The organism is Pseudarthrobacter sp. rb (assembly GCF_056389225.1).
The window spans coordinates 358,740-376,513 of the sequence record NZ_JBWJAR010000002.1 but is presented as its reverse complement, the minus strand read 5'-3'; the positions used below and the strand labels follow the sequence as shown (position 1 = coordinate 376,513).

17 protein-coding genes are annotated in these 17,774 nt (G+C 65.7%); 14 read left to right on the top strand and 3 right to left on the bottom strand.

From position 1 onward, the window contains the following. Positions 1 to 72 precede the first annotated feature (72 nt). The 4 genes from thrS (at position 73) to pdxS (ending at position 4,365) form a co-directional block, all read left to right on the top strand. Positions 73 to 2,082, top strand: coding sequence for a threonine--tRNA ligase (gene thrS, locus ACWRN3_RS04430; RefSeq protein ID WP_255172343.1), 2,010 nt, complete (start codon positions 73 to 75; stop codon positions 2,080 to 2,082). An 18-nt stretch (positions 2,083 to 2,100) separates the two neighbouring features. Then, positions 2,101 to 2,688, top strand: a complete 588-nt coding sequence (locus ACWRN3_RS04425; RefSeq protein WP_159631881.1) for an HIT family protein — start codon at positions 2,101 to 2,103, stop codon at positions 2,686 to 2,688. Beyond that, positions 2,678 to 3,301, top strand: a complete 624-nt coding sequence (gene pgsA / locus ACWRN3_RS04420) for a phosphatidylinositol phosphate synthase (RefSeq protein ID WP_255172342.1) — start codon at positions 2,678 to 2,680, stop codon at positions 3,299 to 3,301. The genes ACWRN3_RS04425 and pgsA overlap by 11 nt, the downstream gene beginning before the upstream one ends. A 137-nt stretch (positions 3,302 to 3,438) precedes the next feature. Further along, entirely contained in the window at positions 3,439 to 4,365 is a 927-nt protein-coding gene (pdxS, locus tag ACWRN3_RS04415) for a pyridoxal 5'-phosphate synthase lyase subunit PdxS (RefSeq protein ID WP_303693350.1), read from the top strand. A gap of 274 nt (positions 4,366 to 4,639) precedes the next feature. Here pdxS and ACWRN3_RS04410 read toward each other — a convergent pair whose 3' ends face one another. After that, positions 4,640 to 6,652, bottom strand: a complete 2,013-nt coding sequence (locus ACWRN3_RS04410) for a M3 family metallopeptidase (protein WP_476739959.1) — start codon at positions 6,650 to 6,652, stop codon at positions 4,640 to 4,642. 166 nt (positions 6,653 to 6,818) lie between these two features. Between ACWRN3_RS04410 and ACWRN3_RS04405 the strand changes: the two genes are divergently transcribed. Together ACWRN3_RS04405 and ACWRN3_RS04400 are read left to right on the top strand one after the other, a co-directional pair. After that, positions 6,819 to 8,033, top strand: a complete 1,215-nt coding sequence (locus ACWRN3_RS04405) for a ferric reductase-like transmembrane domain-containing protein (RefSeq protein WP_476739958.1) — start codon at positions 6,819 to 6,821, stop codon at positions 8,031 to 8,033. Beyond that, positions 8,006 to 8,191 carry a hypothetical protein gene (locus ACWRN3_RS04400; RefSeq protein WP_476739957.1) on the top strand — a complete coding sequence of 62 codons (186 nt, stop codon included), beginning with the start codon at positions 8,006 to 8,008 and terminating at the stop codon, positions 8,189 to 8,191. Before ACWRN3_RS04405 ends, ACWRN3_RS04400 begins: the two co-directional genes overlap by 28 nt. A 16-nt stretch (positions 8,192 to 8,207) precedes the next feature. Here the strand turns inward: ACWRN3_RS04400 and ACWRN3_RS04395 are convergent, their stop codons facing one another. Together ACWRN3_RS04395 and ACWRN3_RS04390 are read right to left on the bottom strand one after the other, a co-directional pair. Further along, positions 8,208 to 8,963 (bottom strand): type 1 glutamine amidotransferase, encoded by a 756-nt coding sequence (locus ACWRN3_RS04395; RefSeq protein ID WP_255172339.1) that lies wholly within the window; start codon positions 8,961 to 8,963, stop codon positions 8,208 to 8,210. Next, on the bottom strand, positions 8,960 to 10,252 hold the full coding sequence (locus tag ACWRN3_RS04390; protein ID WP_476739956.1) for a MurT ligase domain-containing protein: 1,293 nt from the start codon (positions 10,250 to 10,252) through the stop codon (positions 8,960 to 8,962). Before ACWRN3_RS04390 ends, ACWRN3_RS04395 begins: the two co-directional genes overlap by 4 nt. A gap of 90 nt (positions 10,253 to 10,342) precedes the next feature. Here ACWRN3_RS04390 and pdxT point away from each other — a divergent pair, with 90 nt between their 5' ends. The 8 genes from pdxT (at position 10,343) to secF (ending at position 17,764) form a co-directional block, all read left to right on the top strand. Continuing rightward, the gene (gene pdxT, locus ACWRN3_RS04385) at positions 10,343 to 11,053 is read left to right on the top strand and encodes a pyridoxal 5'-phosphate synthase glutaminase subunit PdxT (protein ID WP_476739955.1); all 711 of its coding nucleotides are present in this window, start codon (positions 10,343 to 10,345) and stop codon (positions 11,051 to 11,053) included. 3 nt (positions 11,054 to 11,056) lie between these two features. Next, positions 11,057 to 11,812, top strand: coding sequence for a YebC/PmpR family DNA-binding transcriptional regulator (locus ACWRN3_RS04380; protein ID WP_159631889.1), 756 nt, complete (start codon positions 11,057 to 11,059; stop codon positions 11,810 to 11,812). A 68-nt stretch (positions 11,813 to 11,880) separates the two neighbouring features. Next, complete coding sequence (gene ruvC, locus ACWRN3_RS04375; RefSeq protein WP_255172336.1) at positions 11,881 to 12,459, top strand: crossover junction endodeoxyribonuclease RuvC; 579 nt, start codon at positions 11,881 to 11,883, stop codon at positions 12,457 to 12,459. Between the two features lie 90 nt (positions 12,460 to 12,549). Continuing rightward, complete coding sequence (ruvA, locus tag ACWRN3_RS04370) at positions 12,550 to 13,194, top strand: Holliday junction branch migration protein RuvA (protein ID WP_159631891.1); 645 nt, start codon at positions 12,550 to 12,552, stop codon at positions 13,192 to 13,194. Next, positions 13,187 to 14,272 carry a Holliday junction branch migration DNA helicase RuvB gene (ruvB, locus tag ACWRN3_RS04365; RefSeq protein ID WP_324642080.1) on the top strand — a complete coding sequence of 362 codons (1,086 nt, stop codon included), beginning with the start codon at positions 13,187 to 13,189 and terminating at the stop codon, positions 14,270 to 14,272. The genes ruvA and ruvB overlap by 8 nt, the downstream gene beginning before the upstream one ends. A gap of 210 nt (positions 14,273 to 14,482) precedes the next feature. Next, the gene (gene yajC, locus ACWRN3_RS04360; RefSeq protein WP_476739954.1) at positions 14,483 to 14,890 is read left to right on the top strand and encodes a preprotein translocase subunit YajC; all 408 of its coding nucleotides are present in this window, start codon (positions 14,483 to 14,485) and stop codon (positions 14,888 to 14,890) included. A 100-nt stretch (positions 14,891 to 14,990) separates the two neighbouring features. Then, positions 14,991 to 16,748: a protein translocase subunit SecD gene (gene secD, locus ACWRN3_RS04355; protein ID WP_476739953.1), complete on the top strand. Its 1,758-nt coding sequence runs from the start codon at positions 14,991 to 14,993 to the stop codon at positions 16,746 to 16,748. Then, the gene (secF, locus tag ACWRN3_RS04350; protein ID WP_324642076.1) at positions 16,748 to 17,764 is read left to right on the top strand and encodes a protein translocase subunit SecF; all 1,017 of its coding nucleotides are present in this window, start codon (positions 16,748 to 16,750) and stop codon (positions 17,762 to 17,764) included. The genes secD and secF overlap by 1 nt, the downstream gene beginning before the upstream one ends. The last annotated feature ends 10 nt before the right edge of the window (positions 17,765 to 17,774 follow it).

Here is a 17,774-nt window from a genome sequence, read left to right as displayed (position 1 = left end):
CATTGACGGTGGCTGGCTGTGGTCCCCGTATGCCACAAGCTATGAAGCCTCAACTTTGAATAGGAGACACCCGTGTCAGATGCCCAGCAGATCACCCTTCTCGTCGATGGCGAAGAGACCAAGGTGACTACCGGGACAACCGGTGCGGAACTCTTCTTTGAGCGCCGTGACGTTGTTGTTGCCCGCGTCAACGGCGAGCTGAAGGACCTGGACCAGGAACTTCCGGAAGGCGCCGAGGTGGAAGGCGTCACCATTGATTCCCCCGACGGCCTGAACGTCCTGCGGCACTCCACTGCCCACGTCATGGCCCAGGCCGTGCAGCAGCTGCGTCCCGATGCCAAGCTCGGCATCGGCCCCTACATCACCGACGGCTTCTACTTCGACTTCGATGTTGCCGAGCCGTTCACTCCCGAGGACCTCAAGACCCTCGAAAAGATGATGCAGAAGATCATCAACCAGAACCAGAAGTTTGTCCGTCGCGTGGTCAATGAGGACGAGGCCCGCGAAGCCATGAAGAACGAGCCCTACAAGCTCGAGCTCCTGGGCAAAAAGAACGAAGCCGCCGAAGCCGGGGAAGGCGTGAACGTTGAAGTCGGCGCCGGGGACATCACCATCTACGACAACGTGGAACGCAAGGAAGGCACCACCGTCTGGTGCGACCTCTGCCGCGGCCCCCACCTGCCCAACACCAAGATGATCTCCAACGCCTTCGCGCTGACCCGTTCGTCGTCGGCCTACTGGCTGGGCAACCAGAAGAACCAGCAGCTGCAGCGTATCTACGGCACCGCCTGGCCCACCAAGGACGCCCTGAAGGCCTACCAGGAGCGCATTGCCGAGGCCGAGCGCCGCGACCACCGCAAGCTCGGTTCGGAGCTGGACCTCTTCTCCTTCCCGGACGAGCTGGGCTCCGGCCTGCCGGTCTTCCACCCCAAGGGCGGCATCATCCGCAAGGAGATGGAGGACTACTCGCGCCAGCGGCACGTCGAAGCCGGCTACGAGTTCGTCTACACCCCGCACATCACCAAGGGCCACCTGTACGAGGTCTCCGGGCACCTGGACTGGTACAAGGACGGCATGTTCCCCGCCATGCGGGTGGATGAGGAACTCAACGCCGACGGCAGCATTCGAAAGCCGGCGCAGGATTACTACCTGAAGCCGATGAACTGCCCCATGCACAACCTCATCTTCCGCTCCCGCGGCCGGTCCTACCGCGAGCTGCCGCTGCGGCTGTTCGAATTCGGCTCCGTGTACCGGTACGAGAAGTCCGGTGTGGTCCACGGCCTCACCCGTGTCCGGGGCATGACACAGGACGACGCCCACATCTACTGCACCCGCGAGCAGATGAAGGACGAACTCACCAAGACCCTCACCTTCGTCCTGGACCTGCTCAAGGACTACGGGCTGAACGACTTCTACCTCGAGCTGTCCACCAAGGACCCCGAGAAGTACGTCGGCGACGACGCCACCTGGGAGGAAGCCACCAGGACCCTCGCCGAGGTAGCCCAGGAGTCCGGACTGGAGCTGGTGCCCGATCCAGGCGGAGCAGCCTTCTACGGTCCCAAGATTTCCGTGCAGGCCAAGGACGCCCTGGGGCGTACCTGGCAGATGTCCACCATCCAGCTGGACTTCAACCTGCCCGAACGCTTCGAGCTGGAATTCCAGGCAGCCGACGGCAGCCGCCAGCGTCCCGTCATGATCCACCGCGCGCTCTTCGGATCGGTGGAGCGCTTCATGGGCGTCCTCACCGAGCACTACGCCGGGGCGTTCCCCGCGTGGCTGGCTCCGGTCCAGGTGGTAGGCATCCCCGTGGCGGAGGCGTTCAACGATTACATGTTCGACGTCGTCGGCCAGCTCAAGGCGGCGGGCATCCGCGCCGAGGTGGATACGTCCTCGGACCGCTTCCCCAAGAAGATCCGCACCGCCAGCAAGGACAAGATCCCGTTCGTGCTGATCGCGGGCGGCGACGACGCAGAGGCGGGCGCTGTTTCGTTCCGCTTCCGGGACGGTAGCCAGGACAACGGTGTGCCCGTCGCGGAAGCGGTCAAGCGAATCACCGAAGCCGTCCGCAACCGGACCAGCTAGCCGAACGGAAACAGCACAGTGCAGGAGAACACAGGCGCAGGATATCCAGGCGATGCCGGCGTTACCGACGACTTTGCCCTCGCCGGTGTCCCGGACGCCTTCCAGCGCCTGTGGACTCCGCACCGTATGGCCTACATCAAAGGCGGCCAGCACCAGTTCAAGAACGAGAACGACTGCCCGTTCTGCGTAGGCCCCGGCCGCACTGACGAAGAGGCGCTCATCGTCTACCGCGGTCGGACCTGCTATGTGGTGCTGAACCTGTTCCCCTACAATCCGGGCCACCTGCTGGTCTGCCCCTACCGGCACATTCCGGACTACACGGACCTCACGGTTGAAGAAACAGCGGAGTTCGCCGAGCTGACCCAGACGGCCATGCGGGTCCTGCGGAAAGTATCCAATCCCGGCGGCTTCAACCTGGGCATGAACCAGGGCGTGGTGGGCGGTGCAGGTATCTCCGCGCACCTGCACCAGCACATTGTTCCGCGCTGGGGTGGCGACGGTAATTTCTTCCCCATCATCGCCCAGACCAAAGCCATCACCCAGACCCTTGATGAGGTCCGGCAACAGGTGGCTGAGGCCTGGCCCGGGGAGTCGGATGCTGAATAGGCATGCCCGCGGCTTCTTCACCGCGCTGTTTACCCCACTGGCCCGCTGGCTCCTGAAAATTGGCGTCTCCCCGGACGCGGTCACCATCCTCGGAACCGCGGGTGTCGCCGCAGGAGCCCTCATCTTCTACCCCCTGGGTCAACTCTTTTGGGGGACCGTCTTCATCACCGCGTTCATCTTCTCCGACGTCCTGGACGGCATCATGGCGCGGATGCAGGACATCAAGAGCCGATGGGGAAACTTCCTCGACTCCACGCTGGACCGGGTCGCCGACGGCGCACTCTTCGCCGGCGTGTCCGTATGGTTCTTCACCGGCGGAAACAACACCGCCATCGCCGTCAGCGCGCTGCTGTGCCTGGTCCTGGGCATGGTTGTCTCCTACGCCAGGGCCAAGGCCGAGTCGCTCGGGTTCACCGCCAATGTCGGGATCGCAGAACGGGCCGAACGCCTGGTCTCCGTGCTGGTGGTCACCGGTCTGACCGGTTTGGGACTGCCAACCGTGGTGCTCCTGGTCACCCTGGTCCTCCTGGCCGCGGCGAGCCTCGTCACCGTCGTGCAACGCGTGGTTTCCGTGCGCCGGCAGGCACTGGCGGAACCCACGCCCGCTGATTAAGCATGATTAAGCTGGCCGCGCGGCGGGGGACTAGTATATAAGTGCCCGGTCAAGCGACCCGGCAACCCGTGCGTGCACCTCCGGCAGCTGCCGCCGCATGCCCGGCGAAGATCATCTGTCTACCCATAGGGGTTTTTGTGTCTACACCTGATGTAAGCAACGAGGCCGGTTCGTCCGCGAACAGCGTCACGGGCAGCAACCGCGTGAAGCGTGGCATGGCCGAGATGCTCAAGGGCGGCGTCATCATGGACGTCGTCAACGTCGAGCAGGCCCGCATCGCCGAAGACGCCGGTGCCGTGGCAGTCATGGCGCTGGAGCGTGTTCCGGCCGATATCCGCGCCCAGGGCGGCGTGTCCCGCATGTCCGATCCCGACATGATCGACCAGATCATTGACGCCGTGTCCATCCCTGTGATGGCCAAGGCCCGGATCGGCCACTTCGTGGAAGCCCAGGTCCTGCAGTCCCTCGGTGTCGACTACATCGACGAGTCCGAGGTCCTGACCCCGGCCGACTACGTCAACCACATCGACAAGTGGAACTTCAAGGTTCCCTTCGTCTGCGGTGCGACCAACCTCGGTGAGGCCCTGCGCCGCATCAACGAGGGCGCGGCCATGATCCGCTCCAAGGGCGAGGCCGGCACCGGCGACGTCTCCAACGCCACCGGGCACATGCGCAAGATCCGCTCGGAGATCGCCAAGCTTTCCTCCCTGCCCGAGGACGAGCTGTACGTTGCCGCCAAGGAACTGCAGGCCCCGTACGAACTCGTCAAGGAAGTTGCCGCTGCCGGCAAGCTTCCTGTGGTCCTCTTCACCGCAGGCGGCATCGCCACCCCCGCTGACGCTGCCATGATGATGCAGCTCGGCGCCGACGGCGTCTTCGTCGGCTCCGGCATCTTCAAGTCCGGCAACCCCGCCCAGCGCGCCGCCGCCGTCGTCAAGGCCACCACCTTCTTCGACGACCCCGATGTCATCGCCAAGGCCTCCCGCGGGCTCGGCGAAGCCATGGTGGGCATCAACGTTGACGAGATCCCCCAGCCGCACCGTCTCGCTGAGCGCGGCTGGTAGTCGTCAATTAGATGATCGCGCCGAACGGCGCGATCCTCTGCGTGCTATTCCCCGCCTCCCGCTGCCGCCATACCCGCGGTGGTTGGGGGCGGGGCCCCTTTTACGCACGCTGCCGGACCGCACCGTCCGGCGCTAGTGGTCGCCTTTGGTTTTTATTACGACGCCGGTTCCCCACCTTCTTTGGTGGGGGACCGGCGTCGTTCTTTTAAGTCGATTGCTCCGTAAACGCCGTTTTGAGCCTCCAATAGGGCCGTTACGGAGCAATCGATGGGGGTTACTCGAGGCCGCGGCGCTTTAGCAGGGGGTCCAGGTTCGCCTCGCGGCCCCTCAGGATCCGGAAGGACTCCAGGGGGTCCCGGCTGTTGCCGCGGCTGAGGAGCTCTTCCCGGAAACGTTCGCCGTTGGCGCGGGACAGGCCGCCGTTTTCCTTGAACCAGTCGACGGTCTCCGCGTCCAGGACCTCGCTCCAGATGTACGAGTAGTAGCCAGCCGCGTAGCCGGCACCGGCAAAGATGTGCTGGAAGTAGCCTGTGCGGTACCGGGGCGGGATCAGCGGATGCGCAATCCCCGCAGCAGCCAGGGCCTTTGCCTCAAACTCCACGGCATCATCCGGAACGTCGCCCGGCTCCAGCGTGTGCCATGCCAGGTCCAGGAGGGCTGCGCCCAGGTACTCGGTGGTGGCAAACCCTTCGCCCCAGAGCCGGGATTCCTTCAGCCGGTCCACTACGTCCTGCGGAAGCGGTTCGCCGGTGACGTGGTGGCGCGCATAATTGGACAGCACCTCCGGACACATGATCCACATCTCGTTCACCTGCGACGGATACTCCACAAAGTCCCGGGGCACCGCAGTGCCGGAAAAGCGGGGATAGGTGACGTTGGAGAACAGGCCGTGCAGTGCGTGGCCGAACTCGTGGAAAAGCGTGCGCAGTTCGTCCAGGGTGAGGAGCGTCGGCTCACCCGCGGGTGGCTTGGAGATGTTGAGCGTGTTGATCACCACGGGCCGGGTGCCCAGTAGTCCCGACTGGTCCACGAGCGAGTTCATCCACGCACCGCCGCGCTTGGATTCACGCGCGTAGTAGTCGCCCAGGAACAGCCCCAGGCCGGTTCCGTCCCCGTTCCGGACCTCCCAGATGCGAACGTCCGGATGATAGGCGCCGAGGTCGGGCCGCTCGTGGAACGTGATCCCGTACAGCGCAGTGGCTGCAAAGAACACTCCATCAGTGATGACCCGGTCCAGCTCAAAATACGGACGCAGGGCCTGTTCATCAACGTCGTACTTCTCCCGCCGCACCTTTGCCGAATAGTAGGCCCAGTCCCAGGCTTCCAGCGGATGCCCGGCGACCTCCGCCAGGGCTGCGGCCTCGGCGTCGGCATTGCGGACGGCCGCCGGCGCCATGCGGCCCAGCATCGTCCGGACGGCCTCGAAGTCCGGCGCCGTCTGCAGGTCGGCCACAAGTTCGGCGTAGTTGGCGAAACCCAGCAGTTGGGCCTTTTCCGCCCGCAGCCTGGCCATCTCCCGGGCCAGGTCCAGGACATCCAGGCTCCCGCCGCCACTGCCCCTGGCCACGGATGCCTCGAACAGACGACGGCGGACGTCCCGGTTCTCGAGCGAGGCCAGTGCCGGCTGGTTGCCGGGCTGGATCAGGGTCAGCAGGAATTTTCCGTCGTGCCCGGCAGCGCGTGCCGCTTCGGCTGCACTGGCGACGTCGTCCGCCGGCAGGCCCGCCAGGTCGCCGGCGTCCTCCAGCAGCAGCGCCGCGGACTTCATCCCCTCCTTGACCCGCTGGCCGAACTCCGTGCCCAACCGGGCCAGCTCAGCGTTGATGGCACGCAGCCGCTCCTGGCCGGGTGCCTCGAGCTGGATCCCGGACTGGCGGAACTCCTTGAGGTACTCCTCCACGAGGCGGGCTGACTCGGGATCCAGGCTGTCCGTATCTATGGCGGCAAAGCGCCCATACAGCGCCGCGTTGAGGAACACCTCGTCCTGGTGGGCCTGGAAGCGCGGCGAAAGCTCCGTTTCAAGTTCCCGGATTTCCGCGGACGCATCCGCCGATACCAAGGTAAAAAATGCCGCGGCGGCTGTGTTGAGGAGCTGCCCCGAGCGTTCCATGGCCAGTGCCGTGTTTTCGAACGTGGCCGGTGCGGCGTTGCTGCTGATGGCCTGGATCTCGTCCAAGTGCGCGGCCAGGCCCGCTTCGATGGCGGCGCCGTACTGGCCTGCTGTAAGGGCCTCGAAAGGCGGAAGGCCGTAGGGCAGGGGACTGGCGGCAAGGAGGGGGTTGGTCATGGGGTAAACCTTTCACAGCAGGGCGCGGTTCTCAATTGAAAGGAAATGGTGCCGGCTCCCAGACGGCATCCCTAGAATTGCCGCTAAGGGGTCCGGTCCGGGCCCTATTCTGCGCGTCCCGCTGGGCGCGCGTACGGGTTCGGCAGTGACGAAGGGGCCATGGTCCATGAGTAAACGACGCACGACGCCGGCAGCCGCCTTCCTGGGCGTCCCGTTCCGGTGGGTGGGGCCCGGCGCTGTCACGGTCCTGGCGGCGGCTTATGGCATTTTTTGGTATCTGGCGCGGCCGCCGGGCGAACCGGTCCTCAGGCACGTCGGCCAGCTGTTCGGCGGGGAGTCCGTGCTGCTGTATTCCATCGCACTTGTCCTGGTCAGCACACTCCCGCACGTTGAGCCGGTGTTCGGCGGCATTGACCACGCCGCGATCTGGCACCGCAGGGCCGCCGTGACGGCAACCGTCCTGTTGCTGCCGCATATAGAACTTGCGTCCAACCCGGAGGCAACCAGCGTGGGAAAAACACTGGCAGTGGTCGCCATTTCGGGACTTGCCGCACTGGTGGTGTGGGCGGTGCTGCCGCGCTGGCGGACCATGCTGCCGGCGCCCGTCCGCCGCATGGTGCACGCCGCCCTGCAGACAAAGGGGGTCCGCCTGGTGGTGCGTCTGCTGGGTGGCTATGAGCGCTGGCGCGGCTTCCACCGACTCACAGGCTTGTTCGTGGCTGCCGGCTTCCTGCACGGACTGCTCGATGCCAGTGCGTTTGAAGCGGCGCCCGTCCTGCGGTGGAGCTATGTGGCCATCGGCGGAACGGGGCTGGCGTTCTACGTTTACCGGGAGCTGCTGGCGCGCCGTTTCCTGCCCCATCACGACTACCAGGTTGCAGGAGTCCGCCCGGTTGCGGCGGACCTGGTGGAGGTGGCACTCCGTCCCCTGGGCCGCCCCCTGGCTTTCAAACCCGGCCAGTTCGCCATGGTTTACCTCGAAACGGCGGATGGCTGGCAGCGGCACCCCTTTTCCATTTCCGGGCCCGCACAGGAGGGCGGCATCAGCATTACGGTCAAGGCGCTGGGGGACCACACCACCAGGCTTCCCGACGTGGTCCAGCCAGGCATGCCGGCCGTGGTGGGCGGCCCCTACGGCCGCTTTGACCGGCACAAGGGCACTGCCCACCAGGTCTGGATCGCCGGCGTCTGGGAATCACGCCCTTCCTCAGCTGGCTGCGGTCGCTGGACGCAGACCCGGGCAGCGGGCTGCAGGAAGATGTCGACTTCTTTGTTACCTCCGCTGGCCCTTCGCCTTTTGCCGATGAAATCACCACCATCGCCAGGAACCACCCGCGGCTCAAGGTCCATGTGGTGGACACCGAAAGGGACGGGCGGCTGACCCCGGCCGCGGTTATGGCCGCGGTGGGCACCGAGCCGCGCCTGCTGTCAGTTTTCATGGGTGGGCCCGACGCCATGCTCCGGCAGTTCCGTAAAGCCTTCCGGGCAGCGGGTGTCCGCAGGCTCAACATCCACCGGGAGTACTTCCAGTGGCGGTGATTCAGGCGATCGCAGTTCAGCGGGGCCGGCGGGCGGCGTGCTCCCGTGCCAGGACCGCGTAGGCGTCGTCGGGGGTACCGGGGGAGAAGCTGCCGAACTTGCGCTCTGCGGCCGTGCGGATGAGGTAATCGGCAATGGCCGGGTTCTTGGGAAGCAGCGAGCCGTGCAGGTAGCTGGCAACGATGTTTCGGTACCGCGCCCCCTCATGGCCGTCGTTGCTGTTGTTGCCCGTTCCCTTGGCCACCGTCCCGAGCGGCCGCACACCGTTGCCCAGAGTGGTCTGGCCGCTGTGGTTCTCGTAACCGAGGACTTCGCCGAACTCGGTGGTTGAGACCTTCACGTTGCCGATCAGGCGTTCATCGGTGCCATGGGTTTCCACGTCCAGGACGCCGATTCCCGGGATGACAGTACCCGTCCGCGTCTTGAAGAACCGGCCAAAAAGCTGGTAGAGGCCGCAGATGACCAGCATGGGTGCGCCGTCCTCGGCCAACTCCTTAAGCTGGCCGGCCCGGGCCTGCAGGTCGTCCTGAATGACCAGCTGGCCACTGTCCTGGCCGCCTCCGCCCACAATGATGTCCACGTCTTCGGGAAAGGGATCGCCCACGTTGTACTCCAGCAGTTCGGGGGTGTACCCGTGCCATTGAATGCGGCGCTGCAGGACCAGGGCATTGCCCCAGTCGCCATAGATGTTCATGTCCCGCGGGTACAGCTGGACCACCCGGAGGGTGCCCTTGGACTGGTCGCCAGCTTCCGCTGCTTCTGCCGGACTCACGAGACAACCTCCACGGTGGTGATTTTGGACAGCTCGCGGCGGATGGCAAGCATGGCGGTGTAGGTGCAGAAGATCCGCTTGGGTTTGCCCTGCCCTTCCCGGATGAAGGCGGCAAGGGCGGCCGGAATATCGGTGTCCACGGCGCCAACGGGTACTTCGTCGTACTGCAGCCGCAGCGCCATGTCGTAGGCGCGCGACCCGGTCAGCACCTCCACCCCGTCCTCGCGAAGCGAATCGAATTCCACATCCCACAGCCAGGACATGTCCCGGCCGTCGGCGTAGTTGTCGTTGATGGCGATCATGGTGGCGTAGCCGGCAGCGGGGAAGGATTTCAGTCCCAGCCGGAAGCCGCTGGGGTTTTTGACCAGCACCAGGTCCAGGGGTTGGCCGTCCACCGTGAGGCTTTCGCCGCGGCCGAAGGCAGGGGCCACCTGGGACAGCGCCTGCAGCAGGGTCTCGTGGTTCGCGGTGGCGGCGCCGCCGCCGCATATGCTGCGGGCGAGGGTGAGCGCAGCGGCTGCATTGAAGATGTTGTAGACGCCGCGCAGCTTCATCGCCGTGGTGACCGTGCCGCCGTCGTACTCAAATTCGGCGCTGTCTGCGCCCACCTTGCGGAGGACGACGTCGGCCTGCGGCTTTGCGGGCAGGCCCGCCGGGGCGGGGCTGCCGGGAGCGGCACGCATGTCGTCATCGTTCGGGAAGGTGCCCAGCAGGGAATCGTCCAGGCCGAAGTACCTGACGTCCTGTCCCGTCAGCGTGTCCGCGATCCGCGCAACCCGCGGGTCCTCGCGGTTCAGGACCACCGTCCCCGTGGTTTTGGCGGCGATGTGCTGCAGGAGCTGTGCGGTCTTGTCGATTTCGCCGAAGCGGTCCAGCTGGTCGCGAAGCACATTCAGCAGCAGGCAATACCGGGGCGGAACGCTGTTCACGAAATGGACGGCGTGGGCCTCATCGAGTTCCAGGATGGCAACGTCCGCGTCCAGCCTGCCGCGCCAGTCCACCTCGCCCAGGAGGGCGGCTGCCACGCCCCGCGTGAAGTTGCTGCCGGTCCGGTTGGTGAAGACCTTCAGGCCCTGGCTTTCCAGGAGTTCGACCACCATTTTGGTGGTGGTGGTCTTTCCGTTGGTGCCGCTGACCACGGCCACGCCGTGGGGCAGGGTAGTGAGCGTCCGCCGCATGAAGCCGGGATCGATTTTCTCGACCACCAAGCCCGGAAGTGCGGACCCGCCGCCCCGCAGCCGGGATACCCTGCGGACCAGCTTGCCGAGCGGAACACTGAAGAAGACCATGTTTCGAATATATCCCAGCAGGGGCATGCAACCTTTGCCCGCCCCGGCCTTGCCGCGCCGGATGGAGGGCCGGGGCCGTATGCTGGAGGGATGACAAACCCCCCTTCTGCTGATCCTGCGCGCGTGGGCTCAGGCCTGCGGATCGGTGTCCTGGCCCTCCAGGGAGACTTTCGTGAGCACCTGCGTGCCGCGGAGGCCACCGGCGCGCAGGGCGTTGCCGTCCGCCGCCCGGAGGAGCTCGATGGCCTGGACGGCCTCATCATTCCCGGCGGCGAATCCACGGCCATCGACAAACTGGCGCGGGCCTTCGACCTTGCCGACCCGCTGCGCAAGTACATCGCCGAGGGCCTGCCCGTGTATGGCTCCTGCGCGGGAATGATCCTGCTCGCGGAGGACATCGCCGATCCGGCTACCGACCTGTCCGGCGCCCCCCAGCAAACGTTCGGCGGCCTGGACATCACCGTCCGCCGGAACGCCTTCGGCCGCCAGCGCGAATCCTTCGAAACCGACCTGGACTTTAAAGGGCTGGACTTCAGCGCCTCCGAATCGGGCGTGGAACCTGTGCACGCCGTCTTCATCCGCGGGCCCTGGGTGGAACGTGTGGGACCGGACGTGAAGGTCCTGGCCCAGGTGGAACCGGCAGATCCCGCACAGGCGTCACACGCCGTACCGCTGCCCGGGGCGGCTAGAATTGTCGCAGTGCGTTCCGGCCAGCTGCTGGCCACCTCCTTCCATCCGGAAGTGACCGGCGAGAAACGCGTACACGAACTTTTTATCCGAATGATCAGAGGAGAAGCGTAAAGCATGTCAGGCCACTCCAAATGGGCAACGACCAAGCACAAAAAGGCGATCATTGACAGTCGCCGCGCAAAGTCGTTCGCCAAGCTGATCAAGAACATCGAAGTTGCCGCCCGGATGGGCGGACCGGACCTCGCCGGCAACCCCGGCCTGGAACTTGCCGTGACCAAGGCCAAGAAGACCTCGGTTCCCAACGACAACATCGACCGCGCCATCAAGCGCGGCGCCGGCCTGACCGGCGAAGTGGTGGACTACACCGAGATCATGTACGAGGCCCGCGGCCCCCAGGGCTCGGCCCTGCTGATCGAGTGCCTCACGGACAACAAGAACCGGGCAGCATCCGAAGTCCGCCTGGCCATCTCCCGCAACGGGGGCACCATCGCCGACCCCGGTTCCGTGAGCTACCTCTTCACCCGCAAGGGCGTGGTCAACCTGCCCAAGAACGGCCTGAGTGAGGACGACGTCCTGATGGCCGTCCTGGATGCGGGCGCGGAGGAAGTCAAGGACAACGGCGAGACCTTCGAGATCCACTCGGAACCCGGCGATCTGCAGGCCATCCGGGAGGCCCTGGCGGAAGCCGGCATTGAGTACGACACGGACGAAGTTGAATTCGTGCCCTCCATGCAGGTGGAACTCGACGTCGATGGCGCCCGCAAGTTCCTGAAGCTGGCGGACGCGCTTGAGGACCTTGACGACGTCCAGAACGTGTACAGCAACGCCGACCTCAGCGACGAAGTCCAGGCCGCCCTGGAATCAGAGTGACGTCCGGCCTTGCCAGCTAGACCGCAGCGGGAGCTCCAGCCGGGCCTGCCGCCCGCAGCGGGGCAGAAGTGACGCTCCGCGTCCTTGGCGTTGACCCTGGCCTGACCCGCTGCGGCATCGGCGTGGTGGATGTGGAACGCAACCGCCGGGCCAGCATGGTGGCGGTAGGGGTTGTCGGCACATCGCCGGACGAGACCCTTGACCGCCGCCTGCTTGTGATCGCCACGTCCATCGACGAGTGGCTGGACCGTTACGAGCCCGAGGTCCTCGCCGTTGAGCGCGTCTTCTCGCAGCTCAACGTCAGCACGGTGATGGGCGTCGCTCAGGCGTCCGGCGTGGTGATCGCGGCGGCGGCCCGCCGGGGAATCCCGGTGGCGCTGCATACGCCGTCGGAAGTTAAAGCCGCGGTGACCGGAAGCGGGTCCTCGAACAAGGACGCCGTGACCAAACTGGTGACCAAGATCCTCCGCCTTGACGCTCCGCCGCGTCCTGCCGACGCTGCCGATGCGCTGGCGCTGGCCATCACCCATGCGTGGCGGGCCGGGAGCGGCGCGGCCGTGGCCACTACCGGTCCCGGGAGCTCCTCCCTGACGCCGGCCCAGCGGGCATGGGCGGACGCAGAGGCGAAAGCGCGCCGTGCACGCTGATTGTCCCTGCCGCTTGCTAGGGTATTCGTAGATATGTTCGGATAGCCGGGCTCCCACTGTGGAGGCCCGCAGTACAACGGGAGCCCGGCCTTGATCAGTTTCCTCCGCGGAACCGTAGCGCACGTTGGCCTGTCAACGGCCGTGATTGACCTCAACGGTGCCGGGATGAGCGTCAACGCCACCCCGCAGACCCTGAGCCGGCTGCGCGTGGGGGAAGAGGGCAAGCTGTTTACGTCCCTGATTGTCCGGGAGGATTCGCTCACCCTTTTTGGTTTTGCATCCGACGACGAACGTGAAGTTTTCGACGTCCTGCTGAGTGTCAGCGGGGTCGGCCCCCGTCTTGCCCTCGCAGTCCTGGCGGTCCACGACCCCGAAGCAATCCGGGTTGCGGCCCATACGGAGGACAGCAAGACCTTCACCAAGGTTCCCGGCATCGGGCCCAAGGTCGCGGGCCGGATCGTGCTGGAGCTGGCCGGAAAGCTGGTACCGCACGGAACCGCCGCACCCGCCGGCGCCGCCACCCCTGCCGAGGCCGCATGGAAGCCCCAGGTGGTGGCCGCCATGACCAGCCTGGGCTGGTCCGAGAAGGATGCCTCCGCCAGCATCGACAAAGCCCTGGCTGACGAGCCGGAAGTGTCCTTCCGCGGCAATGTGGCCGAAATCCTCCGCACCACCCTCCGGTGGCTGGGGCAGGACGGCGCCCGCGCCGGCAACCGCGTAGGCAGCCGTGGCTGAACCTTCATTGGTTGCCGCGGGGGAGGAGCCGGAGGAGCGGGCCATCGAGGCGGCGCTCCGGCCGAAGAACCTTGACGATTTCGTGGGCCAGCACCGGGTGCGCAAGCAGCTTTCGCTCGTGCTCCAGGCCTCCAGGATGCGGGGGCGCACGGCGGACCACGTGCTGTTTTCCGGGCCGCCGGGCCTCGGCAAAACCACCCTCGCCATGATCGTGGCGGCGGAAATGAACGCTCCGCTGCGCCTCAGCAGCGGGCCCGCCATCCAACACGCGGGCGACCTTGCGGCCATCCTGTCCTCGCTGTCCGAGGGCGAGGTCCTGTTCCTCGACGAGATCCACCGCATGTCCCGGCCCGCCGAGGAAATGCTGTACATGGCCATGGAGGACTTCCGCGTCGACATCGTCGTGGGCAAGGGCGCCGGCGCCACCGCCATTCCACTGGAGCTGCCGCCGTTCACCCTGGTGGGCGCCACCACTCGCGCCGGGCTGCTTCCGGGCCCACTGCGCGACCGGTTCGGCTTCACCGGGCACCTCGAGTTCTACTCCGTTCCGGAACTGGAACTGGTCCTGCGCCGTTCAGCCGGGCTGCTGGACCTGAAGGTCAACTCCGCCGGCTTCGCTGAAATCGCCGGCCGTTCACGGGGGACCCCCCGTATCGCCAACCGCCTGCTGCGCCGGGTCCGGGACTGGGCGCTGGTGCACGGTGTCGAACAAATCGATGCCAGGGCTGCGTCCGCCGCCCTTGACATGTACGAAGTGGACAAGAAAGGCCTGGACCGGCTGGACCGTGCTGTCCTCGATGCCCTCATCACCAAATTCGGCGGAGGCCCCGTCGGCCTGTCCACCCTGGCCATTGCTGTTGGCGAGGAAACCGAAACGGTGGAAACCGTGGCCGAACCCTTCCTGGTCCGGGAAGGCCTGCTGGGCCGTACACCCCGCGGAAGGATTGCCATGGCGCCGGCGTGGACGCATCTGGGCTACGCCATTCCATCCGGTGTCTTCGCCCAGGAGCAGCTGGACCTTTTCGAGCCCGGCGGGGACGCCGCGGCGGCGGGGGACTGGGCCCCGGAGAGCCAATAGCAGGCTCCGTTCAGCTTTTCCCTTTAGACTGGTATGACGCCCGGCACGTTCGGGTCTTTGTTTCGCGGGTGGCCCTGACGCCCCCGTCGCTTGGGGAAGGAAATGTCAGGCGTTCTGCCTGTGCCAGCAACCGCCCCGGCTGAAGCGAAGCCCACGTCGCTGGAAAACCAGCAGCACCACGCAAAAGAACGGAATTCCCCCTTGGATCCAATGTCAATTCTCCTGTTCGTCATGCTCGGCGTGTTCATCTTCATGATGTTCCGCCGCAACAAGAAGACGCAGCAGCAGCAGGCAGAGCTCCAGTCGAAGTTCGCCCCGGGCGTGGAGGTCATGACCAGCTTTGGCCTTTTCGGCCGGATCGTGGACATCGATGACGCCGATAACAAGGTCACCCTTGAACTTTCCCCCGGCAACCTGGCCACCGTGCACCGCCAGGCAGTCACCAAGGTCGTCGAGCCCGCCGCGGAAGCCATTGCCGAGCCCGCCGCTGCTTCGCCGGTGGTGCCGGATGACGCATCCTCACTGACCACGCCGGAAGCCGGGAGCACTGCAACGGGCACTGAGACTCCGGAAGAAACCCTGAAGCGCCCCAACGACGAGGGCAAGAAGGACAGCTAGGCCCGCTGGCCCCTTTCCTCCCTCTACCGCTGCGGACCACCGCCGGCGCAGGTAACAACCCGCGCCGGCGGTTCTTCCGCGAATAAGAGAAAGATCGACAATGGCACGAACTGGCCGCAAGAAACCAGGGCTCCGCGTCCTGGTCTGGCTTGGCGTACTCCTGGCAGCGCTGACAGCCGTCCTGGCCGGCGGCACCGTCGCCGGGCACGCCAGCTGGGCACCCAAACTGGCCCTGGACCTTGAGGGCGGCACCCAGATGATCCTGGCGCCGAAGGTGGAGGGCGGTTCGGACATCAACGAACAGCAGCTCAACCAGGCCGTGGCGATCATCCGGCAGCGCGTTGACGGCTCCGGCGTCTCCGAAGCGGAAATCAGCACCCAGTCCGGGCGCAACGTGGTGGTCAGCCTTCCCGGCACGCCCTCCGCCGAGACCCGGAACCTGATCCAGGCCTCCGCGGATATGAACTTCCGCCCCGTCCTCCTCAACGGCGACGGCGCCCCAGTGCCGCCGGAGTCGCAAACGCCGGAGGACCAGCTGCCCAAACCGACAGCAGAGCCGGCCAACAGCAGTGACACGAACTGGATCACTCCAGAGATCTACAAGCAGTTCGAGGCGCTGGACTGCAACAGCCCCGCGGCCGAGAAATCCAAGCGGTCAGATCCCACCAAGCCGCTGGTGACCTGCGAACCTGCCACCGACAAGTCGCCTGCCATCAAGTACATCCTGGGTCCCGTGGAGGTGAAGGGCAGCAACATCGTCACCTCGTCCTTCCAGCTTCAGCAGGGTGCGCAGGGCGCCGTGACCAATGACTGGGCCGTCAACATCCAGTTCGACGCCGAAGGCACGGCCAAGTTCAAATCCGTCACCGAGCGCCTCAACCAGTTCTACGTGGCCGCCGGCGGCGAGTCCGGCACCGACCCCAAGTCCCAGTTCGCCATTGTGCTGGACGACCAGGTCATCTCCGCCCCGAGGTCACTGGCTGTCATCACCGACGGACGTCCGCAGATCACCGGCGGCTTCACCGAGCAGACCGCCAAGGCGCTGTCCGACCAGTTGAAGTTCGGCGCCCTTCCCATCAGCTTCGACATCCAGAGCGAGCAGCAGATCTCCGCCACGCTCGGTGGTGAACAGCTGCGCATGGGCCTGCTGGCCGGCCTGATCGGGCTCCTGCTCGTGGTGGTCTACTCGCTGTTCCAGTACCGCGCCCTGGGCTTCGTTACCATTGCCTCTCTGGTGGTGGCTGGTGCCCTGACGTACCTGGCCATCGCGATCCTGGGCTGGACGGAGAACTACCGGCTGTCCCTGGCAGGTGTTGCAGGCATCATCGTGGCCATCGGCCAGACCGCCGACTCCTTCATCGTCTACTTCGAGCGCATCCGCGACGAACTGCGCGAAGGGCGCGGCCTGGTGTCCGCCGTCGAAAACGGCTGGAAGCGCGCCAAGCGCACGGTCCTTGCCTCCAAGGCCGTCAACCTCCTGGCCGCCCTGGTCCTGTACTTCGTGGCCGTGGGCAACGTCCGTGGCTTTGCGTTCACGCTGGGCCTGACGGCCATCGCCGACCTCATCGTGGTGTTTATGTTCACCCACCCCACGCTGCAGCTGCTGGCACGCACCCGGTTCTTCGGTGAAGGCCACAAGTTCTCCGGCCTGGATCCCGAACGGCTGGGCGCCGTGCCGCTGTACCGCGGCGCGGGCCGGGTCCGCACTCCCGAGGACAAGCCCGTGGTGGTCCGCACCAAGAACACCGGCGCAGCGGCCGAGGCCGAGCGCCGCATGACCATCGCTGAACGGCGCCTGGCAGAGAAGCAGGAACAGCTGGCCGGCTCGTCCAAGACCTCCGCGAAGGAGAACAAGTAATGTCAGGCTTCGCTACGTTCGGCAACGAGCTCTACACCGGAAAGCGTTCCTACGACTTTGTAGGGGCAAAGAAGATCTGGTTCATCATCGCGGCGGTGGGAGTGGCGCTGTCCATCATCATCCCGGTGGCCAAGGGTGGCTTCAACCTCGGTATCGAATTCCGCGGCGGCTCCGAATTCACGGTTTCGAACGTCAAGACCACCGACGCCACCATCGGCGAAAAGGCGGTAACTGATGTGGTCGCCGGCAGTGTTCCGCGCGTTGCGAACGTGGCCGGCAACACCATGCGCATCCAGACGGACAAGCTGACCGACGATGAGACCCTTCGGATCAAGCAGGGCCTCACCGGCGCCTACGGTGTCACCGACAACGAGGTGACCTCCACGTTCGTTGGCCCCACCTGGGGTGCTGACGTGACCAAGCAGGCGCTGATCGGCCTGGTGGTGTTCGTGCTGCTCGCGGCCCTGCTGATGGCCCTGTACTTCCGGACCTGGAAGATGTCCCTCTCCGCGCTTGCCGGCATGGCCGTGACCATGTTCATCACGGCCGGCGTGTATGCCCTCAGCGATTTCGAGGTCACACCGTCGGCCATCATCGGGTTCCTGACCGTCCTGAGCTACTCCCTGTACGACACCGTGGTGGTCTTCGACAAGATCCGGGAAAACACGACCGGAATCGACGCATCCACGCGCCGGACGTTCGGTGAGGAAGTCAACCTTGCCGTCAACCAGACCCTGGTGCGTTCCATCAACACCATGATGGTGGCAATCCTCCCCGTGGGCGCCATCCTGTTCATCGGTGCAGGGCTCCTTGGTGCCGGAACGCTGCGCGACCTGTCCCTGGCCCTGTTCGTCGGGATCCTCATCGGCACTGCCGCGACCATCTTCGTCGCAGCTCCGATGTACGCCTGGCTCCGCCAGGGCGAACCGGACCTGGTCAAGCAGGCGCGGCGCGTCCAGCAGCGGCGTGCCGGTTCAACCGAACGGGCAGTTCCGGCATCGCCGGCTAAAGCCTGACCGGCCAGCC

Coding starts and splice junctions, on each gene's coding strand:
- pgsA (WP_255172342.1), top strand. CDS start 2,678: ATGCTGAATAGGCATGCCCGCGGCTTCTTCACCGCGCTGTTTACCCCA.
- ACWRN3_RS04410 (WP_476739959.1), bottom strand. CDS start 6,652: ATGACCAACCCCCTCCTTGCCGCCAGTCCCCTGCCCTACGGCCTTCCG.
- ACWRN3_RS04405 (WP_476739958.1), top strand. CDS start 6,819: ATGAGTAAACGACGCACGACGCCGGCAGCCGCCTTCCTGGGCGTCCCG.
- ACWRN3_RS04390 (WP_476739956.1), bottom strand. CDS start 10,252: ATGGTCTTCTTCAGTGTTCCGCTCGGCAAGCTGGTCCGCAGGGTATCC.
- pdxT (WP_476739955.1), top strand. CDS start 10,343: ATGACAAACCCCCCTTCTGCTGATCCTGCGCGCGTGGGCTCAGGCCTG.
- ACWRN3_RS04380 (WP_159631889.1), top strand. CDS start 11,057: ATGTCAGGCCACTCCAAATGGGCAACGACCAAGCACAAAAAGGCGATC.
- yajC (WP_476739954.1), top strand. CDS start 14,483: ATGTCAATTCTCCTGTTCGTCATGCTCGGCGTGTTCATCTTCATGATG.
- secD (WP_476739953.1), top strand. CDS start 14,991: ATGGCACGAACTGGCCGCAAGAAACCAGGGCTCCGCGTCCTGGTCTGG.
- secF (WP_324642076.1), top strand. CDS start 16,748: ATGTCAGGCTTCGCTACGTTCGGCAACGAGCTCTACACCGGAAAGCGT.